Below are 25,631 nucleotides of genomic sequence, written 5' to 3'. Positions count from 1 at the left end.
CTCTGCCATGCCGTTTCCACCCCCATTCCCATGTTGACCTGGGGACAGCGGTTCTGCATGGTGCGCCCGTTTCGCGGCGCCCGATCAGGCGACCGCGCAACCAATGTTGCCGTCGCCGCACCGCGCCCGATCCCGCAGGAAACGCCAGATGTCCGCTGATTCCGCCCAGCCCTCCCTCCACACGATGGCCAGCGCGATCCGCGCGCTCTCCATGGACGCGGTCGAGGCCGCGAAGTCCGGCCACCCCGGCATGCCGATGGGCATGGCCGACGTCGCCACGGTCCTCTTCACCCAGTTCCTGAAGTTCGATCCGAAGAACCCGACCTGGCCCGACCGCGACCGCTTCGTCCTGTCGGCCGGCCACGGCTCGATGCTGCTGTATTCGCTGGCCTATCTGACCGGCTACGAGCGGATGACGATCGACGAGATCAAGCGCTTCCGCCAGCTGCACAGCCTGACCCCCGGCCATCCGGAGGTGGACCCCAGCCTCGGCATCGAGATGACCACCGGGCCGCTCGGCCAGGGCGTCTCCACCGCCGTCGGCATGGCGCTGGCGGAGCGGATCACCAACGCCCGCTTCGGCGATGCGCTGATCGACCATTACACCTACGTCATCGCGTCGGACGGCGACCTGATGGAGGGCGTCAGCCACGAGGCCTGCTCGCTGGCCGGCCATCTCGGGCTGAACCGCCTGATCGTGCTGTGGGACGACAACCACATCTCCATCGACGGCACGACCGACCTCAGCTTCACCGACGACACCCAGGCGCGTTTCCGCTCCTATGGCTGGAACACCATCGCCGTCGACGGCCACGACACCGACGCGGTGTCGAAGGCCATCGCCCAGGCGCGGACCTCCACCGACAAGCCGACGCTGATCGCCTGCCGCACCATCATCGGCAAGGGTGCGCCGAACAAGGCCAACAGCCACGCCTGCCACGGCTCGCCGCTGGGCGCCGACGAGATCGCCGCGACCCGCGCCGCCATCGGCTGGAGCCATGAGCCCTTCGTCGTTCCCGCCGACGTGCTGTCGGCCTGGCGCGCCGCCGGGACCCGCAGCGCCGGCGCCCATGCCGGCTGGGCCGATCGCCGCGCCGCCCTGACCGCCGAGGCCGGCAAGGCCTTCGACGAGGCGTTCGGCCATGGCGTGCCCTCCGCGCTCGCCGACACCATCGTCGCCTTCAAGCGGAAGGTCAGCGCCGAGAAGCCGAGCTGGGCGACCCGCGTCGCCTCCGGCAACACGCTGGAGGTGCTGGTCCCGGCGATTCCGGAGATGATCGGCGGCTCCGCCGACCTGACCCCGTCGAACAACACCAAGGTCAAGAACACCGCCGACGTGAAGGGCAAGGGCGAGTTCGCCGGCCGCTACGTCCGCTACGGCGTGCGCGAGCATGGCATGGCGACGCTGATGAACGGCATGACGCTGCATGGCGGCGTCATCCCCTATGGCGGCACCTTCATGCAGTTCGCCGACTATTGCCGCCCGGCGATCCGTCTGGCCGCGCTGATGAAGCAGCGCACCATCTTCGTCATGACCCACGACTCGATCGGTCTGGGCGAGGACGGCCCGACCCACCAGCCGGTCGAGCATCTGGCGGCGCTGCGCGCCATCCCCAACCTGCTGGTGCTGCGCCCGGCCGACGCGGTCGAGACCGCCGAATGCTGGCAGATCGCGCTGGAAGCCACCGGCAGCCCGTCGGTGCTGGCGCTGACCCGCCAGAACGTCCCCACCCTGCGCACCGAGCATACGGCCGAGAACCGCAGCGCCCGCGGCGCCTACGTGATCGTCGAGGCCGAGGGCGAACGCAAGGCCACCATCCTCGCCACCGGCTCGGAAGTGTCGCTGGCGGTGGAGGCCCGCAAGGCCTTGCAGGCCCAGGGCATCGGCACCGCCGTGGTGTCCATGCCGAGCTGGGAGCTGTTCGAGCGCCAGGACGACGCCTACAGGGCGTCGGTGCTCGGCACCGGCGTGCGCGTCGGCGTCGAGGCGGCGATCCGTCTCGGCTGGGACCGCTGGCTGGGCGACAAGGGTGCCTTCGTCGGCATGGCCGGCTTCGGCGAATCGGCGCCCTACCAGGAACTCTACAAGCACTTCGGCATCACCGCCGAAGCGGTGGTCGACGCCGTCAAGGCGCGTCTGTAACGACGTCTGTCTGAGAGAAGCCGACGGGGCGCCCGGCCGAATGTGGGCGCCCCCATATCCAACTGGAGGAAGTCATGGCTGTACGGGTAGCGATCAACGGTTTTGGCCGCATCGGCCGTCTGGTTCTGCGCGCCATCTACGAGAGCGGCCGCAAGGACGTGGAGGTCGTGGCGATCAACGACCTGGCCGATCTGAAGGCGAACGCGCACCTGCTGAAGTACGACAGCGTCCATGGCCGCTTCCCCGGCACCATCGAGACCGGAGACGGCGTCCTGATCGTCAACGGCCATGCGATCAAGGTCGTCCAGGAGCGTGACCCGGCCAAGCTGCCGTGGAAGGAACTCGGCGTCGAGATCGCCATGGAATGCTCGGGCATCTTCACCAAGCGGGCCGACGCCGCCAAGCATCTGGAAGCCGGCGCGCAGAAGGTGCTGATCTCGGCCCCGGCCACCGACGAGGACATCACGGTCGTCTATGGCGTCAACCACGACAAGCTGACCGCCGAGCACAAGATCGTCTCCAACGCGTCCTGCACCACCAATTGCCTGGCCCCGGTGGCCTTCGTGCTGAACAATCTGGTCGGCATCGAAAAGGGCTTCATGACCACGATCCACTCCTACACGGGTGACCAGCGGATCGTCGACACCAACCACAAGGACCTGCACCGCGCCCGCGCGGCGGCCCTGAACATGATCCCGACCTCGACCGGTGCGGCCAAGGCGGTCGGCAAGGTTCTGCCGGAGCTGAAGGGCAAGCTGGACGGCACCGCCATGCGGGTGCCGACGCCGAACGTGTCGGTCGTCGATTTCAAGTTCACCGCCAAGCGCGCCACCTCGGTCGAGGAGATCACCAAGGCGATCGCCGACGCCGCCAACGGCCCGCTGAAGGGCGTGCTGGGCGCCTACACCGAGGATCTGGTCTCGACCGACTTCAACCATGATCCGCACAGCTCGATCTTCGCGCTGAACGAGACCAAGGTCATCGACGGCAACTTCGTCCGCATCATGACCTGGTACGACAACGAGTGGGGCTTCTCCAACCGCATGAGCGACACCGCCGTCGCGATGGCGAACGCCAAGTAAGATTTCTTACGACTGCCTGGCTGCCTGATCATCAAGCGGCTGCGATATTGGAAACAGCAAGGGTGTCCACCGCCGTGTGGACACCCTTTTTGTATGGACAATCTTCATCACATTGCGCTGTGCGATCCACACGAACACGCCCCCATATAAGTTAGACTCTAAATAATTAGCGCCGCCAATTTAACAACGTGTATTGATTGACTCTGGCACTCTTTTTTTTCGCATTGAATTCACCTGACCATCCATTTCGTCGATGTCATCGTTGACTCTTGTTTGTTGAGGTTGATAGCCTTCTAGCCGCCTTTATTCACCAGGGTGGCGAGCGGTCTGGTCGCCGCGTTGAGATGATCAACGTTGGGCTGTATGGGCGCGCGTCGTCGGCCGCCGCGCTGACGGCGGCGTGACGGTGTCGGAGTTGGTGGTGGAGGGGATTGGGTGACGGCTGGGGCACGCTGCCCCGGTGCTCAGCAGATGAGCCGGGGCATGCGGCCGAGGGCGAGGTGGATGATCGCCTGATCAGGCGCGCTGGTCGGCAGGTGCACCTTGATCTGCGTCTTCATCTCCACGATACGCGCGGCGATCTTCACCAAGCGCAGCCGCAAGGTGTCGAATTGCACCGTGCGCCAGCGGGAGCGTTTCGGCATCAGCGAGCGCAGGCTCCACAGCAGCCAGTACGCCCCGGCGTGCAGGAACAGGCGGAACTGGTTGGCCGTCGCCTTGGTGCAGGAGGTCCGGTCTGCGGCAAGGTGGGATTTCCAGGCTTTTATATGATTTTCCGCCTGTCCCCTCGCGCAATACAGGCCGGCATACAGCCAGCGACCCGTGCCGTGGCGTAGGTTGGTGACGATGAAGCGGCTGTCGGTGCCCTGGTCTCCTGCCTCGACGCGCGCGACGATGCGGCGGACCCGGCTCCAGGTGCTGGCCCCGTCATAGAATTCCTTGAAGCGGCGCACCTTGTCGGCTCCGGGCATGGCCTGGAAGCGCGCCGCGGTGCTGGCCTCCAGCGTGGTGACGTGACGGCGCAGTGTGCTGCTGGTCGGCAGACCGAGCACGTAGTCGAGCCCCTCCGCCTCGCACCAGTCCAGCACCTCCGGGCAGGCGTAATGGCCGTCGGCGCGCAGCAGGATCTCGGTCTTGGGCCAGTTTGCCCGAATGGCGCGGAGCAGGCGACGCAGGAAGGTCCGGATCTCCGTCCCCTTGGGCCGCTTGGCTGGGCGCAGCACAGCGGTGACAAAGCGGCCGTTGCCGTCGAAGACAACGATGGGCTGGAAGCCGTACTCGTCATAATGGGCGTTGAACAGGCGCAACTGCTGACCGCCATGCACCGTGTCGAAGGTGTCGTCTACATCCAGCACGATGCGCTTGGGCACCTGGCGAAAGGACGCGCAGTAGAGATCGACCATGGCTCGGCCCATGCGCAGCAGTGCGCGGGTATCCGGCAGGTTCTCCAGGCGCGAGATGGTGGCTTGCGAGCAAAGGTCACGCTCGGACGGCAGGCGTTCCAGGGCCATCTTGAACAGCGGGTCGGAGCGTAGGCTGCCGGCGTCGTTGCCGTCCTCGTAGCCCGCCGCGATGGCCAGCAGGCGAAAGCCGATGATGTCGGCCAGCGAATGCACGGTGCGCGTTGGATCGCGCGGGTCCTCAATACAGGCGGCCAGCCGATCGGCAATCCGCAGCCGCTTCGCCACCTCCCGCAGCACCAGCAGCCCGCCATCGGAGGACAGGCGGCCGCCATCAAAGCGCCCGATCACCGGCTTTCCAGCAACGGGTGACAGGCCGGGCAGCGGCAGGGTATGATCAACCATGGCGGGTGGGCGCTCCGGAAACGGCAGGAGTTGGCGTCAGCACCCAAATCCTACGGCCGCTCAACGGATGCCGCTACACCCGCCAACCCTCATGAATTTTCCCGGCTAAGGACAGGAATGGACAATGTCGCTCACCGCATCCAGCCAAAGCCAAGCTTGTCATGACTGGTGCAGATATAGTGAAGTCATCCACCTTCACGGTCGTCACTCAACCTGCGGCAACTTCGTCCGCATCATGACCTGGTACGACAACGAGTGAGGCTTCTCCAACCGCATGAGCGACACCGCCGTCGCCACGGCGAACGCCAAGTAAGCTCCGCTTCGGCGGAGAAAAGGGCGCCTTCCCACCGGAAGGCGCCCTTTTTCATGGCCGGAGATGGCCGGAGATGGATCGATCAGGCCGCCCGCACCGTCGCCAGGAAATCGCCGACCTGGCTGTTCAGCCCGGTGGCGGCCTCCGACAGCTTGCCCAGCGCCTCCACCAGTTCGCGGGCGGTGCGGCCGCTCTGGTCCGAGGCGGCGGTGACCCCGGAAATGCTGGTCGACACCTCGCCGGTGCCGGCGGCGGCCTGCTGGACCGAGCGGGCGATCTCGGCGGTGGCGGCGTTCTGCTGCTCGACCGCGGCGGAGATGGCGGTGGCGATGGCGCTCAGGCGTTCGATCACCGTGGCGACATTCTGGATCTCCGTCACCGCCTGACCGGTCACCGCCTGGATCGCGCTCATCTGTCCGCCGATCTCGTCGGTCGCCTTGGCGGTCTGATTGGCGAGCTGCTTCACCTCGCTGGCCACCACGGCGAAGCCCTTGCCGGCCTCGCCGGCGCGGGCGGCTTCGATGGTGGCGTTCAAGGCCAGCAGGTTGGTCTGGCCGGCGATGGAGTTGATCAGCCCGACGACGGCGCCGATCTTGTCCACCGCGTCGGCGAGGTTGCCGATGCGGCCGTTCGCCTGCTGGGCCATGCCGACCGCTTCGGTGGCGACGCGGCTGGCGTCCGAGACCTGCCGGCCGATCTCGAGGATCGACGCGCTCAACTGCTGCGAGGCGGCGGCGACGGTCTGGACGTTGGCGGCGGTGCCGTCGCTGGCGGTGGCGACGACGCCGGCCAGATGGTTGGTCTGTTCGGCCGCTTCCGACATCGCCCGCACCTTGCGGCCCAGTTCCTCGGTGGTGCTGGTGACGGACCGGATCATTCCGCCGACGGTCCCTTCGAAACGCTCGGCCATGCGGTCAAGCGTATGCCGTTTCTCGGCCTCGGCGCGACGGTCGGCCTCCACCTGTTCCGCCGCCAGCCTCTGGCGGTCCACCGCGTTCTCCTTGAAGACCTGAACCGCGCGGCTCATGTCGCCCAGCTCGTCCGCCCGGCCGGTTTCCGGAACCTCCAGCGCCAAGTCGCCCATGGCCAGGCTCCGCATGACCCCGGACAGCCGGAGGATGCGCCGGCTGATCGAATGCCCCACCAGGGCGATCATGACCACCACCGGCAGCGCCAGTCCGGCGACGATGGCCACCATCGTCCAAAGACTGTTCCGGAACTTGACGGCGAGATCGTCGATATAGACGCCGGTGCACAGCACGAGCTGCCACGGCTCGAACAGCTTCGAATAGCCCAGCTTCGCGACCGGAACGTCGGACCCCGGCTTTGGGAACATGTAATCGACGAAATCGCCACCGCCGCGGCGGGCCGAATCGACCAGCTCGCGGGAGAAGAAGACGCCGTTCACATCCTTGGCGCCGCTCATGTCCTTGCCGACGGAATCCGCACGGGCGGGCTGGATCACCGTGCGGTACTCGGTGTTCAGGACGAAGATGTAGTCCTTGCCATTGTAGAACATCGTGTCGAGATTGGCCTTGAAGCGCGCGAACGCCTGTTCGCGCGTCAGGCGCCCCGCCTTCACCTCGGCCTCATAGCCCGAGGCGAGCCCATGGGCCGTGTCGATGATGGCCCGCAACATGTCCTTGCGGTCCTCCAGCAGACTGCGCTGGTTGAGCCACAGGGCGCCCGACGCCAGAGCGATCGATACCAGGCCGGCCATGGCGACCAAGCCCCACAGCTTCGCCCTCAAGGTAACCTTCAGACCACTCATGGGACATCCCTTCGATGCATGGGCCGGTCCGCGACCGCCGCTTCCGATCCATCACAGTGCGACCAAAAAGGTTAAGCCAAAAGGCCTCTGGGCATCTTTGTATTTATTCTCGCTGACGAGCAATCAGGGTCGCCACCTGCCGGCTCGTCACCCCGCCTTCACGGTCGTCACCCCGGCGGCGCGGCCCAAGCATTCGGCGATCCAGGCCGACACGCTCTTGCCCTCCCGCGCGGCGCAGTCGGCCACCGCCCGGTGCAGGATCGGATTGACGCGGATGGCGAGCCGTCCGGAAAATGGCTGCTCGCCCTCGCCCCCCATGTCGCAGGACAGGTCGAGATAATCGTCCACCGCCCGCCGGAAGGACTCCCGCAATTCATCCACGGACCGGCCGGTGAAGGTGATGCCGTCATGGGTGTTGATGACTTCGCCGACGAAGACGCCCGCCTCGTTGTCGAAGTCGATCTGGGCCTTGTAACCCTTGTATTCCATCATCTCGGCATTCCAGGGGGAGGTCGTCCAATGAAACGGGCGCCAGCGCGTCAGCGCCGCCGTCATCGACCATACTCCCGGACGGCCTTGGCAGGGTTTGACCTGCCTCAATTCTCCCGACCGGCCCGGTGGTGGAGCCCTGGGAGCATCCCGGATACACTGGGCACCCGATCCCGCTCCGGCGCCGCCAATGACCGTTCCCCCGCCTTTCCGTCCGATCCTGGTTCGCGGCCTCGCCGACGCGCTGGCCGCTGCCGCCGCCGCCGAGTCGACCGGAACGGAACTCGTCCTGATGGCGCCGCCGGCGGGTGGAGCGCTCTGGCTGCTCGGACTGATGGACCGGGTGCGGCGCGCCCATCCCACGCTGGAGGTGACCGGCCTGCTCGACTGCGGCGACCGCGCGGGCGAGGCGCAGGCGGCGCTGGCCGCCGGCGTGCCGGGCCTGCTGTTCAGCGGCCGGCCGGAGGCGGCGCGGCGGCTGGCGGCGATCGCCGAGACCGGAGGCGCCAGGCTGCTGACCGTCCGCCCGCCGCTGCTCGATCTCTCCCCTCTTGCCGATGCCGGAGGCGACGGCTCCCACGGGCCCGGGCCGGTCGAGGCGCTTTGCCGCGACTGGCTGGCACGGGGCGATGGTTAGAACGGGACTACCGCTTTTTCGCACAGGCTCGCCGCGCGAAGGTGGTGTAACCTCACCTTAGGATAATTTTGTGACACATCCCCTACCCCCCGATGCCGGACGAGCCGCCCATGAGCATGACCTCCCTGACCACGCCGGACCAGGCGATCGCGCGGCCGCACCGGACGGGGCAATCCACCGGCGCCCGGCACCCCGACCGGACGGGGCGGCATCCCGCCCCCGCACCTGAGAAGATGCGCGGCCTGCGGCTGATCGCCGTCTGGGTCGGGCTCACCGCGGCGGCCTGGGCGGTGCTGGGCGGGGCCGGATACGGGCTCTACAGCCTGGTCGCGTCCCTTCTGCCGTAACCCCTTGGGACGGGGCTTCCCCGCCCTGACGAGGCCCCCCCGACCGCAGGCCCTAGGCCGTTCAGGCGTGGCAAATGGCCGCTTTATGCCCCTCCCGCCGTTGCAAAACGGGCGAATACGGGCTAAGACGGCGCCATTCAAGAATGCCCCAGGGGAAGAGCCACAATGAAGCTCACGCGCCGCGTCAAAGACATTCTCGCCAACTACGAGAGCGACAATCCCGGCACCAAGGCGAATCTCGCCCGCATCCTGATGGAAGGCAAGCTCGGCGGTACCGGCAAGCTGGTGATCCTGCCGGTCGACCAAGGCTTCGAGCATGGTCCGGCCCGCAGCTTCGGCCCGAACGATGCCGGCTACGACCCGCACTACCATTACCAGCTGGCCATCGACGCGGGCTGCAACGCCTACGCCGCTCCCCTGGGCTCGCTGGAGGCCGGTGCCGGCACCTTCGCCGGCTCGATCCCGCTGATCCTCAAGATGAACAGCGCCAACTCGCTGTCCACCCAGAAGGAAAACGCCGACCAGGCCGTCACCGCCTCGATCCAGGACGCCTTGCGCCTGGGCGCATCGGCCATCGGCTTCACCATCTATCCCGGCTCGGAAGCCATGTACAACCAGTACGAGGAATTCCGCGAGCTGTCGAAGGAGGCGAAGTCCTACGGGCTGGCCACCGTGCTGTGGTCCTACCCGCGCGGCGGCGCCGTCACCAAGGACGGCGAGCTGGGCATCGACGTGATCGGCTATGGCGCGCACATGGCGGCGCTGCTCGGCGCCCACATCATCAAGGTGAAGCTGCCGACCGCCTTCCTTGAGCAGGCCGAGGCCAAGAAGGTCTACGAGTCGAAGAACATCCCGATCGCCACCCAGGCGGAGCGGGTGAAGCACATCATGCAGTGCGCCTTCAACGGCCGCCGCGTCGTGGTCTTCTCCGGCGGCGCCACCAAGGGCGAGGATGCGGTGTTCGAGGACGCCCGCGCCATCCGCGACGGCGGCGGCAACGGCTCGATCATCGGCCGCAACGCCTTCCAGCGCCCGCGCGAGGAGGCCCTCAAGCTGCTCGACCGGATCATGAAGATCTACCAGGGCCGGGAGTAACACTTGGCCAAGGGAAAGCCGACGCGGGTGGAATCTGCCGCCTGCCGACTGTACCTCGTGACGCCGCCGGCCCTGGAGCCGGCGGCGTTCGCGCCGCTTCTGGCGGAGGCGCTGGACGCCGGCGACGTCGCCTGCGTGCAGCTCCGCCTCAAGGACCGCCCGGAGGACGACATCCGTCGCGCCTGCGACCTGCTGCGCCCGATCGCGCAGGAGCGGGACGTCGCCTTCATCCTGAACGACCATCCGCGCCTGGCGCGGGAAGCCGGCTGCGACGGTGTCCATGTCGGCCAAACCGACACGCCCTATCGCGATGCCCGCAAGATCATGGGCAACGACGCCATCGTCGGCGTCACCTGCCATGACAGCCGCCATCTCGCCATGATCGCCGGCGAGGAGGGGGCGGACTATGTCGCCTTCGGCGCCTTCTTCCCCACCACCACCAAGACCGCCGAATACAAGGCGGAGCCGGAGCTGCTGAGCTGGTGGTCGGAGCTGATGGAGGTCCCCTGCGTCGCCATCGGCGGCATCACCGCCGACAACTGCGCGCCGCTGGTCGCCGCCGGGGCGGATTTCCTCGCCGTGGTCAACGCCGTCTGGGGCCATCCCCAGGGGCCGGGGGCCGGGGTCCGGGCGCTGAACGCCGCCATCGACGCCGTGCTTGTCGGGTCGGCCGGCTGACTGTATCTATGCCGGCCCCGTCGGCCGCCACAATGGCCGGCCCTGCCGGTCAGCGGCGCTCAAGCGGATTTCCTCCAGATCATGGATCTTCTGACGCCCGAATCGCTGGGCATCCTGTTCGCCGTCGGCCTGCTGGCCGGCTTCGTCGATTCCATCGCCGGCGGCGGCGGCCTGCTGACCATCCCGGCACTGCTGGCGGCCGGCCTGTCCCCCGCCGAGGCGTTGGCGACCGGCAAACTGCAATCCAGCTTCGGATCGCTGTCGGCGACGGTGAAATTCGTCCGGCGCGGCGAGGTCCATCCCGGCTCGATGCGGACCATGATCCTCTGCACCTTCGTCGGCGCCGGCGCCGGAGCGACCCTGGTGCAGATGCTGGACCCCAGCTTCCTGCGCGACGTCATCCCGATCCTGCTGATCGGCATCGCCCTCTATCTGCTGCTGTCACCCAAGGCCGGCGACGTCGACGCCCATCAGCGCATCGGCGAGCATGCCTTCGCGCTGAGCGTCGGCACCGGCATCGGCTTTTATGACGGCTTCTTCGGGCCGGGCACCGGCACCTTCTTCGCCATCGCCTTCGTCTCGCTGCTCGGCCACAATCTGCGCAAGGCGACCGCCCACACCAAGGTGCTGAACCTGACCAGCAACGTCGCCTCGCTGCTGTTCTTCATCGTCGGCGGCCATGTGCTGTGGACGGTCGGACTGCTGATGGGGGTCGCGCAATATATCGGCGCCCAGGCCGGCGCCCATATGGTGATCCGCAACGGCGCCCGAGTCGTGCGCCCCATGCTGGTTGTGGCCTCGATCGTCATCACCGCCAAGCTGGTGTGGACCGACGAACATAACATCCTGCGCGAGCTGTTCACCGCCGCCGCCGCCTGGATCGCCTGACCCTTTCCAGCCGCCAGCCGCCAGCCGGTGTCCCGCCGCGGCGGGCGCTCGATTTCCAGTCGCCACAAGGGTCGGAGCCTCGTCTCCGGCCCTTTCGCTTTTCCGCCCGTCGGATTCCCCCGGTCTTCCCATGGCGCGACTCATCAGCAACACTGATGGTCCGCCTGACAAAAAATAGCGCGGAGATCTTTACGTAAGCGTCAATTTATGTATCATTGCGTCAATAACACAATTGGGGGAAGGAACCATGACTCCGACGACGCTCAGGACCCGCCTGCTGACCGCCGCCGCCATCGCGGTGACCGCGCCGATCGCGACCGCCTCCACGGCGTTCGCCGCCGGCTTCGCGTTGAAGGAGCAGAGCGTGTCGGGCCAGGGCACCGCCTATGCGGGTGTGACCGCGGGCGGCAACGGCGATGCCAGCGCCATGTTCTACAACCCGGCCACCATGGGGCTGGTGACCGGGATCGAAGCGGTGCAGACCGCCACCGGCGTCATGGTGAAGTCGAAGGTCGACAGCGCCAGCGCCACCCGCGCCCGGCGGCTGGGCGGCACCGCGATCTCCGGCAACGCCTCGCCGGGCGACATCGCCCAGGACGCGATCGTCCCGGCGGGCTATTTCGTCTATTCGATCAGCGACGACCTGAAGCTCGGCCTGTCGGCCAACGGCCCCTGGGGTCTGGTCACCGACTATGGCGACAATTGGATCGGCCGCTATCACGGCATCCGCTCGGATCTGCGCACCTACAACTTCACGCCGTCGGTGTCCTATCGCATCAACCCGATGATCACGCTCGGCGGCGGCGTGCAGATCCAATATGCCAAGGCCAAGCTGTCGCAGGCCTCCGATTTCGGCGCCAGCCGCCTTGGCCGTCCCGGCGCGCTCGACGTCAAGAGCGACGTGACCGGTGACGATTGGGGCTGGGGCTTCACGCTGGGCGCCCTGATCGAGCCGGTGAAGGGCACGCGCATCGGCCTCGCCTACCGCTCGGCGGTCAAGCACAAGCTGACCGGCAACGTCTCCTTCACCGGCCTGCCGCCGGCATTGGCCGGCGCCCTGCCCAACCAGAGCGCCAACGCCGACCTGACCACGCCGGACATCGCCTCCCTCGGCCTGTATCACGAGCTGAGCGACCGCTGGGCGGTGATGGCGGACGTGCAATGGACCAACTGGTCGCGCTTCCACGAGCTGCGCGTCAACGTCGCCAACCCGGCGCTCACCTCGGTGACCGAGGAGCGTTGGAAGGACACCTGGTATTACGCGCTCGGCACCTCCTACAAGGTGACCGACAAGCTGACGCTGCGCGGCGGCGTCGCCTTCGACAAGGGGTCCGTCGACGGCCAATACCGCACGCCGCGCATCCCGGAACAGAACCGTTACTGGCTGTCGGCCGGCGCCGGCTATCAGGTCACCGACAATCTGCGGGTCGACGCCGCCTATTCGCATGTCTTCGTCCCGAAGACCTCGGTCGCCCTCACCGACGACCTGACCGGAGTCGGCGCCGGCCGCGGCAATCTGAACGTGGATTACAAGAGCAGCATCGACCTGATCGGCCTCCAGGCGAGATTCACCTTCTGATTGGACGTGATCTCCCCCTCTCCCGCACTGGGAGAGGGGCCCCCTCCCCCGTCACACCCCCGCGACCGGCAGCCACAGCACCTGATCGATGCTCCCGGCCCCGCTGCACAGCATCGCCAGCCGGTCGAAGCCCAGGGCGATGCCGCTGCTTTGCGGCATGCCATGCTCCAGTGCTGCGAGGAAATCCTCGTCCACCGGGAAACGCTCGCCGTAGAGACGTTCCTTCAGCGCCATGTCGGCCTCGAAGCGGGCGCGCTGCACCGCCGCATCGGTCAGTTCACCGAAGGCGTTCGCCAGTTCCAGGCCGCAGGCATACAGCTCGAACCGTTCGGCCAGCCGCGGATCCTCGGGCTTGGGCCGCGACAACGCCGCCATGCACAGCGGATAGTCGGTCAGCACGCAGGGCACGCCCTCGCCCAGATGCGGCTCGATCCGGTCGAACATGATGCGGAAGACGATGTCCTCCCAACGGTCGCCCTCATGCGGCGCGACGCCGATGCGCGCCGCCTCCGCCGCCAGCGCCGCCGGGTCGGGATCATGGCCGCCGTCATAGGTCGCCATCAGGTCGATGCCGGCGTACTCGTGAAAGGCGTCCGGAACGGTCAGGACCCGCCAGGCCGCGAAGGGATCGCAGTTCATCCCGCGGAACTCGAAACGCCGCCGGCCACCGGCCTCGGCGCCGGCGCGCAGCAAATCCCGGCAATCGTCGATCAGGGTGCGGTAGCCATCGCCGGCACGATACCATTCCAGCATCGAGAATTCAGGCGCATGGGTGCCCGACCGCTCGCCGTTGCGGTAGGCATGGGTCAGCTGCCACAGCCGCGGCACGCCGGCCACCAGCAGCTTCTTCATGGCGAATTCCGGGCTGGTGTGCAGGTAGAGCGTCCGGCGGTCGTCGGGATGCGGCCCGCGCAGCTCGGTGGCGAAGGCCTGGAGATGCGGCTCCATCCCCGGCGACACCTGTAGGGCCGGCGTGTCGACCTCGATGAAGGCCAGCTCCTCGAACACGCGGCGGACGGCGGTCAACACCCGGCCGCGCGCCGCCAGAAAGGGACGGCGGCGGGCCAGCGCCTCGGGGTGCCAGGGAGGAAGCTCGGCGGATCGGATCGGGGCGGACATGACGGGCGCGCTCGTGATGGACGGTCGAAAGGGGTGCGGGCGCATCAGAGCATCCCCGGCCGGCTTACTCAAGCCGGGGCGCTATTGGTCACGGCGGCCGCCCGTGGTAATCTCGGCTCAACGCGGAAGACGCGCGCGGGCGGGACGGATGGAACACTGAACAGGGTCGTCAAAAACGTTTCATACGTTCCAAACGTCCCATTGCTGGAACCGTTCCAAACAGCGCGGGCCGGTTCAGCGAAGAATCTCCCGTCAATCGGCGGGATCCTGCGCCGGTACCGTTCCGCGCCGTTGCCTATGGCCGGTCAAGCTGGTAGGGTCCGCGCCGCCCGTATTTCTGGAAGTCATGAGTAAGCCATGAAGGTCAATGCCAACACGATGCGCCCCGGCCATGTGCTGGAGCACAACGGAAAGCTCTGGGTCATCACCAAAACCGCCATCGTGCAGCCTGGCAAGGGCGGCGCCTTCATCCAGCTGGAAATGAAGGACGTTCGCACCGGCACCAAGTCGATCGAGCGGTTCCGCACCCAGGAGACCGTTGAGCGCGCTCGCCTGGACGAGCATGAGATGACCTTCCTCTTCGCCGAAGGTGACAGCTTCACCTTCATGGACAAGGAAACGTTCGAGCAGGTCGCCATCCCGCGCGACATCATCGGCGACCCGGCCGTCTTCCTGCAGGACGGCATGGAAGTCACGGTGCAGAGCCATGAAGGCTCGCCGCTGGGCGTCGAGATCCCCGGCAAGGTCACGCTGCTGATCACCGAGTCCGACCCCGTGGTGAAGGGCCAGACGGCCTCCTCCTCCTACAAGCCGGCCAAGCTGGAGAACGGCGTGTCGATCCTGGTTCCGCCGCACATCGAGGCCGGGACCCGCGTCGTCGTCGACACCGCCAGCGGCGAGTATGTCGAACGCGCCAAGGACTGATCGGTCCCAGGTCGGTTCTGCCATCACCGGTCTTCGCCAGGCGCGGAGGCCGGTGTATTGTTTTCTGGTTCCTGCACGAAACGGTACACCCACTCCCATGGCCACCCGCTCCGCTCTCATCAACGTCATGGTCCGCGCCGCCGAGAAGGCCGCCCGCGGTCTCGTCCGCGACTTCGGCGAGGTCGAACACCTCCAGGTGTCGCGCAAGGGCCCCGCGGACTTCGTGTCCGCCGCCGACCTGAAGGCCGAACGCACCCTGCGCGAGGAACTTCAGAAGGCGCGACCCGAATTCGGTTTCCTGATGGAGGAGAGCGGCGAGTCGAAGGGCAGCGACGCCGACGCCCGCTGGATCGTCGATCCGCTCGACGGCACCACCAACTTCCTGCACGGCCTGCCGCACTGGGCGATCTCGATCGGCGCCGAACGCAACGGCGAGATCGTCGCCGGCGTCATCTACGCCCCGATCACCGACGAACTGTTCTGGACCGAGAAGGGCGCCGGCGCCTTCGTCAACCACACCCGGCTCCGCGTTTCCGAACGCCGCCGGCTGGAGGATTGCGTTCTGGCCACCGGCATCCCCTTCAAGGGCCGCGGCGACCACGCCACCTTCCTGAAGGAACAGGAGGCGGTGATGAAGGAGGTCGCGGGCATCCGCCGCTTCGGCGCCGCGTCGCTCGACCTCGCCTACACCGCCGCCGGCCGCTTCGACGCCTATTGGGAGCGCGGCCTGGCTCCGTGGGACTGCGCCGCCGGCGTGCTGATGGTCACCGAGGCCGGCGGCTTCGTCGGCGAGATCGAGGGTGGGCGCAATCCGGTCTTTACCGGCAATGTCCTCGCCGCCAACAGCCACCTCCAGGTGCCGGTCGCCCGCCTGCTGAAGAGCGCCAAGGGCTGACCCGCCATTCCCCCGCCCCTCCGTCCCGACGGGCGGCGGGGCGGGGCGGATGAGCGGTTGGACCGGACCGATCGATAGGCTATGGTCTTCAGGACAAAGGTTTAACGGGACACATCGTTTTGGGCCGCTGGGGACACGCCGACCGCAAACATCTTGCCGCCGCCGCTCTATGCGCGGTCTGGGCGCTCGCTCCGGCCGCCCTGTCGGCGGCCACCCCGTCCACCAGCGCGGCCAGCGGCTCCGCCATGGCTCCGGCCGGCCTGACGCTGGAGAACGCGGTTCCCCTGCCCGTCCCGGCGCGTCCGGGTCTGCGCACGCCGCCGCCGGTCAAGGCGCCGCCGCGTCTCGTCATACCGCAGGTGATGGATGCGCCCCCGGTGCCGGAACTGACCGAGGGGCCGGCCCAGCCGGCTCCGAAGGCGACCGCGCGGACCCAGACGCAACCGCAACCGCCGGCCCAATCGCGGCAGCCGGCAACCCAGGCTGCCGGGCCGACCACCGCGCCGACCACCGCGCCGACGAGCGGTCAGCCGCTCCCCCTCGCGCCGCGCACCGACACCGCGGCCCTGCCGCCGGCGCCGGAAGCGGCACCTCCGGTGGCCGCTCCGCCACCTTCGAGCGTTTTGAGCCTTGTGTTCCCGGCCGACTCCACCAATCTGCCGGATGCGGCGGACCCCGTGGTCGACCGGATCGTCGAGCGGCTGCGCGCCAGCGGCACCGCGAGACTCCAGCTTCGTTCCTACGCCAGCGGCACCCCCGACACGGCGCGCGAGGCACGGCAGCGGGCGTTGGCGCGGGCTCTCGCCCTGCGCGAGCGGCTGAGCGCCTTCGGCATCCGCAGCACCCGCGTCGACGTGCGCGCGCTGGGGCTGGACGGCGGCGGCGATCAGCCGGACCGCATCGACGCGGTCTTTCTGAACGAATAGCGCCCACCCCGTGCGCGAGGTCTGATCGGAACACGCCTTCGGAGCATCATGACCGCCACAACCCCGACGACCCGACCGCTGGAGATATCCGCCCCCATGACACGCCCGGAGCGGTTCCTGACCCGGATGATCCTGTTCCTGGTCGTCGTCGGCGCGGTTGCCGGTCTGCTGTTCCCCGCCCTGCGCGCGGCCTTTCTCAACAACGCGCCGCTGAACGGCGTCATCCTGGCGACGCTGCTGGCCGGCATCGCCTTCATCTTCCGTCAGGTCCTGATGCTCCGCCCGGAGGTGGCCTGGCTGGAGCAATACCAGAACGGCATCCCCCCCGCTTCGCTCCAGGAGCCGGTTCTGCTGGCGCCGATGGCGCGGATGCTGGGTGAGCGGCGCGGCCGGCTGACCCTGTCGGCGCTGTCGATGCGCTCGCTGCTCGACGGCATCGCCTCGCGTCTGGATGAATCGCGGGAGCTGTCGCGCTACCTGATCGGACTGCTGATCTTCCTCGGCCTGCTCGGCACCTTCTGGGGCCTGCTGCACACGGTGCAATCCGTTGGCGGCGTCATCGGCAGCCTGTCGGTCCAGGGCGGCGACGTCGGCACCATGTTCTCCCATCTGCAAAAGGGGCTGGAGGCGCCGCTGGTCGGCATGGGCACCGCCTTCTCGTCCTCGCTGTTCGGTCTGGCCGGATCGCTGGTGCTGGGCTTCCTCGAACTCCAGGCCAGCCAGGCCCACAACCGCTTCTTCCAGGATCTGGAGGACTGGCTGTCCAGCGCGACCCGCCTGTCGAGCGCCGCCGCCGGCGGTCTCGAATCGGGCGACCATGCCGCCTCGGCCTATCTGACCGCCCTGCTGGAGCAGACCGCCGAAAATCTCGACTCGCTCCAGCGCACCGTCGCCACGGCGGAGGAGGGCCGGCGCGCCGCCAACGCCAACCTGATGGCGCTGACCGAGCGGCTGTCGAGCCTGACCGACCATATGCGGGCCGAACAGCAGCTTCTCCTGCGGCTGGGCGAAAGCCAGCTCGACATGAAGGCCATGCTCGACCGGCTGGCCGAGGTCGGCGGCGGCTTCGACGACGCCTCGCGCCAGCATCTGCGCAACATGGACATCTATCTCGCCCGCATCGTCGAGGATTCCGCCAACGGCCGGGTCCAGGCGGTGCAGGAGATCCGCAGCGAGATCAAGCTGCTGGCCCGCACCATCGCGGCGCTGGCCGAGGAAGCCGACCAGCAACAGCAGCGCTGACCGTCCAGCGCCGGGAGCAATCATGGCCAGCATCAGCCGCCGCAACGGCCACCGCGACGCCAGCGCCTGGCCCGGCTGGGTCGACGCCCTGTCGTCCCTGGTGATGGTCGTCATCTTCCTGCTGATGGTCTTCGTCGTGGCGCAATTCTATCTCGCCACCGCCCTGACCGGCCGCGACGAGCAGTTGACCGCCCTGAACCAGAAGGTCGCGGAGATGAACGACCTGCTGGCGATGGAGCGGGACGCCAACGCCGATCTGCGCGTCAACATCACCCAGCTTTCGACCGAGTTGCAGACCTCCGTCACCGCCCGCGACGACATGTCGGTCAAGGTGAGCCAGCTCCAGGAGGACCGCGACCGCACCGCCCGCACGCTGGAGGAGCTTCAACGCAACGTCCGCGTCGACCGCGAGACGCTGGAGCTGAAGCTGAAGGAAATCCTCAGCCTTCAGGCCGACCTCAAGGCGCTGCGCGACGCCCGGCAGAAGCTGGAGGGCGAGCTGGCCGCCGCCGCGTCGGCGACCCAGCTGACCGAACGGCAGCGCCAGGCCCTTCTCTCCGAACTCGGCGCCACCCGCGACCGCGCCAAGTCGCTGGAATCGGAGCTTGCGTCCGCCACCGAAAAGACGATGCTGGCGCAGAAGGAGATCGACAAGCGCGACATCCGGCTGAAGGCGCTGGAAACGCAGCTGACCGACAACCGCATGCAGGCGCAGAAGGATCTGGACCAGCGCGACCTGCGCATCCGCGACCTGATGGCCTCGCTGACCGGGGAGCAGGCCGCCGGCACCAGAAGCAAGCAGCAGATCGACCTGCTGAACCAGCAATTGCTGGCGCTGCGCGACCAGCTCGCCCGCATCGGTGCTGCGCTGGAAGCGTCGGAAAAGGCATCGGCCGACCAGAAGGTGCAGATCGCGGAGTTGGGCGCCCGCCTCAATCAGGCGCTCGCCGCCAAGGTCCAGGACCTCGCCCGCTACAAGTCGGAATTCTTCGGCCGGGTGCGGGAGGCGCTGGGCAACCGGCCCGATGTGCGCATCGTCGGCGACCGCTTCGTCTTCCAGTCCGAGCTGCTGTTCCCGTCCGGCTCGGCGACGCTGGAGGAGGCCGGCAAGCAGCGGCTGGCCGACCTCGCCCGCACCCTGATCGAGATCGGCAAGGTCATTCCGCCGGACATCAACTGGGTCCTGCGGGTGGACGGCCACACCGACATCAAGCCGGTGCGCTTCCAGTTCTCCTCCAACTGGGAACTGTCATCGGCCCGCGCCCTGTCGGTGGTGAAATTCCTGATCGACCAGGGCATTCCGGCGGAGCGGCTCGCCGCCGCCGCCTTCGGCGAATTCCAGCCCATCGATCCCGGCACCTCGGACGAGGCGCTGGCGAAGAACCGCCGCATCGAGATCAAGCTGGACCAGCGCTAGGATGTGATCGTTTCAAGCGGTATCGGCTGAAACGTGGATCACGCCTGCCACTCCTCGCGCAGGATGGCATACAGAACATGGTCGCGCCACGCGCCATCGATGCGCAGATAGCTGCGGGCATAGCCCTCGTGGCTGAAGCCGACCTTCTCCAGCAGCCCGCGGCTCGGCAGGTTGGTGGGCAGGCAGGCGGCCTCGACCCGGTGCAGGCCGAGCTGTGCGAAGGCGAATTCCAGGGCAAGCCGGGTGCCTCCCGACACATAGCCGTTGCGGGCATAGGGCTGGCCGGCCCAATAGCCGAGCGTGCCCATCTGCGCCACGCCGCGCCGGATGTTGGTCAGGCCAAGCCCGCCAACCAGTGCGTCGGTCGCCCGGTCGAAGATCAGGAAGCTGTAGCCGATATCGTCCCGCCATTCCTGCGCCTGCCGCCGCAGCCGCCGGGCGAAGGATGCCCGCGTCAGGGCGTCGGCCGGCCAAGTCGGCTCCCAGGGCGTCAGAAAGGCACGCGACGCCTCGCGAAGATCGGCCCATTCCCGCCAGTCGCGCGGCAAGGGCGGCCTGATGTAGCAGTGCGGCCCGTCGAGCCGGACCGCGGGCGGGCTGATCAGGCCGCTGCCGAGGAGGCGGATCATCGCGGGGCGGGAGCCGCTGGCCCCCTCCCTAACCCTCCCCCGCTTTGCGGGAGAGGGGACTGCCGCAGTCTCGCAAGCTCCACCCTCTCCCGCGAAGCTCTCGCACAAAGCCCAGCTTCGTGCTGACGCGACAGGCGGACCGAAGGTCCGCTGAGAGCGGGGGAGGGAGGGACCCATGCGCAAGCGCGGGAGGAAGGGGGCATCGCAGCCGCCATCGTCAGGCGAGACGCTCCGCGATACGGTCGTAGCTTTCCAGCTTGGCGATCGGGCCGAGCGCCGCGACGGTCGGGCGGCTGGCGCGCAGGCGGCTGGCGGCCTTGACCACGGCGTCGCGATCGACACCGTCGATCTTGGCCACGATCTCCTCCACCGGAACAGGACGGTCGTAGATCAGCATCTGCTGGCCCAGCTGCTCGCAGCGCGACATGCTGCTTTCCAGCGCCATCAACGTCCCGGCCTTCAATTGGGCGCGGGCGCGGGCGACCTCCTCTTCCGTCACGTCGACGCCGACCTTGGCGATCTCGTCGCAGACGACGGGGACCAGTTCCGCCACCTCGTCCTCGCCGGTGCCGGCATAGACGCCGAACAGGCCGCCATCATGGTAGCCGCCGGTGAAGGTGTAGATCGAATAGACCAGCCCGCGCTTCTCGCGCACCTCCTGGAACAGGCGCGACGACATGCCGCCGCCCAGCAGGGTGGACAGCACCGAATGGGCGTAGAAGTCGGGATCATGCACCCCCACCCCGTCGAAGCCGAGCACGAGGTGCATCTGCTCCAGGTCGCGGTCCTCGCGGAAGTCGCCGCCGGCGTAGCGGGCCTGCTCCGGCTTGGGCGGCGCGGCGCTCGGCAGGTCGCCGAAGGCCTTCATCGCGAGATCGACCATCCGCTCATGCTCGATGCGGCCGGCGGCCGACAGCACCATGCCGGGGGCGCCGTAATGGCCGGCGATATAGTCGACCAGCGCCTCGCGCGGCAGCGCGCCGACGATCTCGGCCGAGCCCAGGACCGGGCGGCCGATGGCCTGGCCCGGATAGGCGGTGGCCTGGAAATGGTCGAAGATGATGTCGTCCGGCGTGTCGGCGCTCTGGCCGATCTCCTGAAGCACCACCGTCCGCTCGCGCACCAGCTCCTCGGCGTCCAGCGTGGAATGCTGGATCATGTCGGAGAGGATGTCGAGCGCCAGCGGCGCATCCTCGTGCAGGACCTTGGCGTAATAGGCGGTCTGCTCGCGGGTGGTGTAGGCGTTCAGCTGCCCGCCGACATTCTCGATCTCTTCCGAGATGCGGAAGGCGGAACGGCGGCGGGTGCCCTTGAACAGCATATGCTCGACGAGGTGGGCGACGCCATTGACGCTCGCCGCCTCGTTGCGGGTGCCAACCCCGACCCAGCAGCCGAGAGACACGGACTGCACGTCGGGCATGGTGTCGGTCGCGACGCGAAGCCCGTTGGGCAACGTCGTCACACGAATGGAACTCATGCGGCCTCCTGGGCGGCGCGGGCGCGCTTGGCGACGAAATCCTGGACAGCCGACAGATCGTTCGGCAGCTCGGACAGGCGCTCCTCGCGCACATAAAGATCGGACAGACGCGGCGGCAGGTCCGGCCGGCGGCCGGTCGCCTTTTCCACCGCGTCGGGGAATTTGGCGGGATGGGCGGTCGCGAGCACCACCATCGCGACCGTCGGATCGACCCGGCCGGCGGCGACCGCGGCCTTCGCCGCCCCGATGCCGACCGCCGTGTGCGGGTCGAGCAGATAGAGGCTGCCCTTCCACACGTCGGCGATGGTCGCCATGGTGGCGGCCTCGTCCACCCGATGGCCGGAGAAGATGGCGAGCGCGCGGGCGAGCTGAGCGTCCGTCACCGTGAACTTGCCTTCGGCGCGGAAGCGGTTCAGCGCCGCCGTCACCGCGGTGCCGTCGCGGTCGAGTAGATCGAACAGCAGCCGTTCGAAGTTGGAGGAAATCTGGATGTCCATGCTGGGAGACAAGGTAGGCACCACGGGCGCCGCGACCATGCTCCCGCTGGCGAAAAAGCGCGCCAGGATGTCGTTGCTGTTGGAGCCGACCACCAGCGTCTCCACCGGCAACCCCATGGCGCGGGCGCCGTAGGCGGCATAGACATTGCCGAAATTGCCGGTCGGCACGGTGAAGGCGACCTTGCGATCCGGGGCGCCGAGCGCCACCGCCGCCGTGAAGTAATAGACGATCTGGGCCATGATGCGGGCCCAGTTGATCGAGTTCACCGCGGACAGCCCCATCCGGTCGCGGAAGGCGCCATCGTTGAACATGGCCTTAACAAGATCCTGGCAATCGTCGAAGGTGCCGTCCAGCGCGATGTTGTGGACGTTGGACGACAGCACGCTGGTCATCTGCCGGCGCTGCACCTCGGAGGTGCGGCCCTTGGGATGCAGGATGAAGATGTCGACGTTCTGGCGGTCGCGGCAGGCCTCGATGGCGGCGGAGCCGGTATCGCCGGAGGTGGCGCCGACAATGGTCACCCGCTGCCCGCGCTTGGCCAGCACATGGTCGAAAAGACGGCCAAGCAGTTGCAGAGCCACATCCTTGAACGCCAGCGTCGGGCCGTGGAACAGCTCCAGCACCCAGGTCGTGGGATCGACCTGCACCAGCGGGGTCACCGCGGCATGGTCGAAGCTGGCATAGGCGTCGCGGACGATGGCGCGAAACTCGTCCTCGGCGATCGAGCCGCCCAGGAAGGGCAGCATCACCCGGACGGCGATCTCGCTGTAGGGCAGACCGCGCAGGGCACGGATATCGTCGGCCGTGAATTGCGGCCAGCTCTCCGGCACATAGAGGCCGCCGTCCCGCGCCAGCCCGGCCAGGAGGACGTCTTCAAAACCCAGGACCGGGGCCGCGCCCCGCGTGCTGACGTACCGCACCGTTTCCACTCCGTCCGATGAAGACGGCATAGTTAGCGAGGACCCCGCCCGCACGCAAGCGGTGCGGGACGCACGGCGCCTATTCCCCAACCGGACAGGCCCGATCGCGCGTCCGATCCGGGCGGCCGGAAGGCTTGGAGCAGCGTGAAACAGCATCCGCGACGCTGTCGCTCCGTTCACCGCCGTCGGAGAGCGATCCGGGAAGCATGGGGAGAACGGAACGGGCGGGAGAGGGTCGCCAAATGCGATCACCCTGGGGGGTATGAGCGCGGCAATCGCCAGGAAGAGACTCCGCCCGCATCATTCCTTTATGTAAGAAATAGCGCCCTCCCACCGCTCAATAGGGCTGCGCACCCCATGCTCATCCTCTTGCCCGGAAGCTGGCGGATTTATTCCTCCTGGGAAATAATATCCGCCGCAGAAGAATTGTATCCAATCAATGTTATATAAATATTGGATCACGGCAACCAAAAATCCTCAGGATTCGCAAACCATCAACTTTATCAAGCGGAAACAGAGAATGGATTTGTTGCGGGAAATTGCCGCATCTCTGCTGAGATTAATTTTTGCGAAACCATATTGCCGGAAATTTCAAAACTGGGGTTGGATAACACCAAGGCTGATGTTGTTTTGCAAAGGAAAAGAATAATGAAATCCTTCCTGTCCTCGCTTTCCATCCGCGCGACGATCGGGCTGGTGACTCTTGCGCTTGGCCTGCTGCTGATCGCACAGAATTCCTATCTGCTGGTCGATGCGGTGTCGCGCTACCGAAGCGCCGACCGCGTGGCGACGCTGACCGTGACCAGCCGGGACCTGCTGAAGACGCTGCTCGCCACCCGGCTGGAGCGCGGTCTGGTCAGCCCGGCCCTGGGCAGCGACAAGACGCTGGGCGGCAGCGATGAACAGGATATCGCAAGCCAGCGCCGTATTTCGTCCGAGGGGTACCGCGCCATCGCCAAGGCGCTCGCCACCACCGAACTGCCCGGCGTCCCGGCGGTGGCCGATCGGCTGCGCAACAGCTTCGACAAGCTGGAACAGGCGCGCAAGGCCACCGACGAGGCCCTGCGCAAGCCGCTGTCGGCCCGCGAAAAGGGGTTGTCCGACAGCTGGCTGAAGACCCAGAACGAGTTCCTCGACGCGCTGGCGGCGGCCACCGACCTGCTCGACTCCACCATCCGCGGGGCGTCGTCCGAGGTCGGCAATCTGCTGACGATCAAGCGCGCCGCCTGGGCCACCCGGCTCAACCTGGGCATCATGGCCTTCCGCATCCAGAACGCCATCGGCACCGGACAGAGCTGGACGCGGGACGACGACCTGATCGTCGCCGACTATCTCGGCCGCGGCACCCAGACCTGGGCGCAGGTGACCGAATCGGCGGCCCGCCCCGGCACCCATTCCAGCATCCTGAACGCGATGCAGAAGGCCAAGGGCAATTTCGAGGGCAGCTTCGCCGACCAGCGCAAGGCCATCCTGGCCGCGCTGGCGTCCGGCAAGCCCTCCCCCGTGCCGCTTGATAAGCTGCGGCCGGAGGAGACCGCGACCCAGGGCTACATCGTCGATGTGGCGCTGGCCGCGGTGGACCGCATCGTCGACCAGTCGGCGGGCGATCTCGACAATGCCCGCATGGACGCGCTGTTCGCCCTGCTGCTTCTGCTGCTGACCGCCGGCCTGACGGCGGGCGGCCTGACCGTCGCCAACCGCCGTGTCGCCCTGCCGATCCGCCGGCTGACCGACACCATGCGCCGGCTGGCCGACCGCGACATGAGCATCGACATCCCCGGTCTGGACCGCCGCTGCGAGATCGGCGGCATGGCCGCCGCCGTCACCGTGTTCAAGGAGAGCATGATCGCGGCGGACCGCATGGCCGCCGAGCAGGCGGCCGAACAGGCGGCGAAGGAACGCCGCGCCAGCCAGTTGGAGGCGCTGATCCAGGCCTTCGACCGGCAGGCGATGCACATCGTCGAACAGGTCGCCGCCGCGGCCAAGGACATGCAGAACACCGCCGGCGTGATGTCGAGCAACGCCGACACCGCCAGCCAGATGGCGACCACGGTGGCGGCGGCGGCGGAGCAGGCCTCCGTCAATGTGCAGACGGTGGCCTCGGCGACGGAGGAGCTGTCGGCCTCGATCCGCGAGATCGGCCGTCAGGTCTCCTCCTCCACCCGCATCTCGGGCGAGGCGGTGACCCAGGCCGACCAGACCAACGCCAGCATGCAGGCGCTGGTCGAAACGGCGCACCAGATCGGCGCGGTGGTCGACCTGATCAACTCCATCGCCGGCCAGACCAATCTGCTGGCCCTGAACGCAACCATCGAGGCCGCCCGCGCCGGCGAGGCCGGCAAGGGCTTCGCCGTCGTCGCCTCGGAAGTCAAGGCGCTGGCCACCCAGACCGCGCGGGCGACCGATGAGATTCAGGCGAAGGTGAAGGAAATCCAGTCGGCCACCGCCGGGGCGCAGACGGCGATCCAGGGCATCGGCCTGACCATCGGCCAGATCAGCGAGATCACCACCACCATCGCCGCCGCCATCGAGGAACAGGGGGCCGCCACCCGCGACATCGCCAGCAACGTGATGGAAGCGGCCCGCGGCACCGGCGAGGTGTCGTCGAATATCGCCGGCGTCACCCGTTCGGTGTCGGAAACCGGATCGGCGGCGTCGAACGTCCACGGCGCGTCGAACGACCTCGCCCGCGAGGCGGAAAAGCTGCGCGGCGAGGTGATGACCTTCATCGCCTCGGTCCGCGCGGTCTGAGGCCGA

Annotated in this window: 21 protein-coding genes; 14 read left to right on the top strand and 7 right to left on the bottom strand. The window is 67.6% G+C overall.

Annotated features, from left to right (window positions below; all coding sequences use genetic code 11):
* The first annotated feature begins 148 nt into the window (after nucleotides 1-148).
* Both tkt and gap read left to right on the top strand, forming a co-directional pair.
* The gene (tkt, locus tag AZL_RS05145) at nucleotides 149-2,143 is read left to right on the top strand and encodes a transketolase (RefSeq protein ID WP_012973596.1); all 1,995 of its coding nucleotides are present in this window, start codon (nucleotides 149-151) and stop codon (nucleotides 2,141-2,143) included.
* 74 nt (nucleotides 2,144-2,217) lie between these two features.
* Nucleotides 2,218-3,225 (top strand): type I glyceraldehyde-3-phosphate dehydrogenase, encoded by a 1,008-nt coding sequence (gene gap / locus AZL_RS05140; protein WP_012973595.1) that lies wholly within the window; start codon nucleotides 2,218-2,220, stop codon nucleotides 3,223-3,225.
* Between the two features lie 464 nt (nucleotides 3,226-3,689).
* On the opposite strand, the gene AZL_RS05135 is transcribed toward gap, so the two are convergent.
* From AZL_RS05135 to AZL_RS05125, 3 genes are all read right to left on the bottom strand, one after another.
* Nucleotides 3,690-5,030 carry an IS1380-like element ISAzs3 family transposase gene (locus AZL_RS05135; RefSeq protein WP_012973594.1) on the bottom strand — a complete coding sequence of 447 codons (1,341 nt, stop codon included), beginning with the start codon at nucleotides 5,028-5,030 and terminating at the stop codon, nucleotides 3,690-3,692.
* A gap of 395 nt (nucleotides 5,031-5,425) precedes the next feature.
* Complete coding sequence (locus AZL_RS05130; protein ID WP_012973593.1) at nucleotides 5,426-7,114, bottom strand: methyl-accepting chemotaxis protein; 1,689 nt, start codon at nucleotides 7,112-7,114, stop codon at nucleotides 5,426-5,428.
* Between the two features lie 147 nt (nucleotides 7,115-7,261).
* Nucleotides 7,262-7,669: a type II toxin-antitoxin system HicB family antitoxin gene (locus AZL_RS05125; protein ID WP_247894284.1), complete on the bottom strand. Its 408-nt coding sequence runs from the start codon at nucleotides 7,667-7,669 to the stop codon at nucleotides 7,262-7,264.
* A 124-nt stretch (nucleotides 7,670-7,793) separates the two neighbouring features.
* Here AZL_RS05125 and AZL_RS05120 point away from each other — a divergent pair, with 124 nt between their 5' ends.
* The 6 genes from AZL_RS05120 (at nucleotide 7,794) to AZL_RS05095 (ending at nucleotide 12,827) form a co-directional block, all read left to right on the top strand.
* Nucleotides 7,794-8,240, top strand: a complete 447-nt coding sequence (locus AZL_RS05120; protein ID WP_012973591.1) for a hypothetical protein — start codon at nucleotides 7,794-7,796, stop codon at nucleotides 8,238-8,240.
* Nucleotides 8,241-8,350: 110 nt separating this feature from the next.
* The gene (locus AZL_RS05115) at nucleotides 8,351-8,587 is read left to right on the top strand and encodes a hypothetical protein (RefSeq protein ID WP_148219207.1); all 237 of its coding nucleotides are present in this window, start codon (nucleotides 8,351-8,353) and stop codon (nucleotides 8,585-8,587) included.
* A 165-nt stretch (nucleotides 8,588-8,752) separates the two neighbouring features.
* Entirely contained in the window at nucleotides 8,753-9,682 is a 930-nt protein-coding gene (locus AZL_RS05110; RefSeq protein ID WP_012973589.1) for a class I fructose-bisphosphate aldolase, read from the top strand.
* Between the two features lie 3 nt (nucleotides 9,683-9,685).
* Nucleotides 9,686-10,360, top strand: a complete 675-nt coding sequence (gene thiE, locus AZL_RS05105; protein ID WP_042442579.1) for a thiamine phosphate synthase — start codon at nucleotides 9,686-9,688, stop codon at nucleotides 10,358-10,360.
* 81 nt (nucleotides 10,361-10,441) lie between these two features.
* Nucleotides 10,442-11,248, top strand: a complete 807-nt coding sequence (locus AZL_RS05100; RefSeq protein ID WP_012973587.1) for a TSUP family transporter — start codon at nucleotides 10,442-10,444, stop codon at nucleotides 11,246-11,248.
* Nucleotides 11,249-11,495: 247 nt separating this feature from the next.
* Complete coding sequence (locus AZL_RS05095) at nucleotides 11,496-12,827, top strand: OmpP1/FadL family transporter (RefSeq protein WP_012973586.1); 1,332 nt, start codon at nucleotides 11,496-11,498, stop codon at nucleotides 12,825-12,827.
* 51 nt (nucleotides 12,828-12,878) lie between these two features.
* On the opposite strand, the gene epmA is transcribed toward AZL_RS05095, so the two are convergent.
* Nucleotides 12,879-13,946 carry an EF-P lysine aminoacylase EpmA gene (gene epmA, locus AZL_RS05090; RefSeq protein ID WP_042442577.1) on the bottom strand — a complete coding sequence of 356 codons (1,068 nt, stop codon included), beginning with the start codon at nucleotides 13,944-13,946 and terminating at the stop codon, nucleotides 12,879-12,881.
* Between the two features lie 357 nt (nucleotides 13,947-14,303).
* On the opposite strand from epmA, the gene efp reads away from it, so the two are divergent.
* From efp to AZL_RS05065, 5 genes are all read left to right on the top strand, one after another.
* Nucleotides 14,304-14,870: an elongation factor P gene (gene efp, locus AZL_RS05085; RefSeq protein ID WP_012973584.1), complete on the top strand. Its 567-nt coding sequence runs from the start codon at nucleotides 14,304-14,306 to the stop codon at nucleotides 14,868-14,870.
* 97 nt (nucleotides 14,871-14,967) lie between these two features.
* Complete coding sequence (locus AZL_RS05080; RefSeq protein ID WP_012973583.1) at nucleotides 14,968-15,765, top strand: inositol monophosphatase family protein; 798 nt, start codon at nucleotides 14,968-14,970, stop codon at nucleotides 15,763-15,765.
* Between the two features lie 119 nt (nucleotides 15,766-15,884).
* Entirely contained in the window at nucleotides 15,885-16,691 is an 807-nt protein-coding gene (locus AZL_RS05075) for an OmpA family protein (RefSeq protein WP_042442575.1), read from the top strand.
* A 48-nt stretch (nucleotides 16,692-16,739) separates the two neighbouring features.
* Nucleotides 16,740-17,933, top strand: a complete 1,194-nt coding sequence (locus AZL_RS05070) for a hypothetical protein (protein WP_012973581.1) — start codon at nucleotides 16,740-16,742, stop codon at nucleotides 17,931-17,933.
* Between the two features lie 22 nt (nucleotides 17,934-17,955).
* Nucleotides 17,956-19,350 carry a peptidoglycan -binding protein gene (locus AZL_RS05065; protein ID WP_012973580.1) on the top strand — a complete coding sequence of 465 codons (1,395 nt, stop codon included), beginning with the start codon at nucleotides 17,956-17,958 and terminating at the stop codon, nucleotides 19,348-19,350.
* Nucleotides 19,351-19,388: 38 nt separating this feature from the next.
* Here the strand turns inward: AZL_RS05065 and AZL_RS05060 are convergent, their stop codons facing one another.
* The 3 genes from AZL_RS05060 to thrC form a co-directional block, all read right to left on the bottom strand.
* On the bottom strand, nucleotides 19,389-19,979 hold the full coding sequence (locus AZL_RS05060; RefSeq protein ID WP_012973579.1) for a GNAT family N-acetyltransferase: 591 nt from the start codon (nucleotides 19,977-19,979) through the stop codon (nucleotides 19,389-19,391).
* A 217-nt stretch (nucleotides 19,980-20,196) separates the two neighbouring features.
* Nucleotides 20,197-21,456, bottom strand: a complete 1,260-nt coding sequence (locus AZL_RS05055) for a M16 family metallopeptidase (protein WP_012973578.1) — start codon at nucleotides 21,454-21,456, stop codon at nucleotides 20,197-20,199.
* Nucleotides 21,453-22,874, bottom strand: coding sequence for a threonine synthase (thrC, locus tag AZL_RS05050; protein WP_012973577.1), 1,422 nt, complete (start codon nucleotides 22,872-22,874; stop codon nucleotides 21,453-21,455). The genes AZL_RS05055 and thrC overlap by 4 nt, the downstream gene beginning before the upstream one ends.
* A gap of 648 nt (nucleotides 22,875-23,522) precedes the next feature.
* On the opposite strand from thrC, the gene AZL_RS05045 reads away from it, so the two are divergent.
* Nucleotides 23,523-25,625, top strand: coding sequence for a methyl-accepting chemotaxis protein (locus tag AZL_RS05045; RefSeq protein ID WP_012973576.1), 2,103 nt, complete (start codon nucleotides 23,523-23,525; stop codon nucleotides 25,623-25,625).
* The last annotated feature ends 6 nt before the right edge of the window (nucleotides 25,626-25,631 follow it).

The sequence above is a fragment of the Azospirillum sp. B510 genome, assembly GCF_000010725.1.
GTDB lineage: Bacteria > Pseudomonadota > Alphaproteobacteria > Azospirillales > Azospirillaceae > Azospirillum > Azospirillum lipoferum_B.
This window is presented reverse-complemented; position numbering and strand designations above follow the sequence as displayed.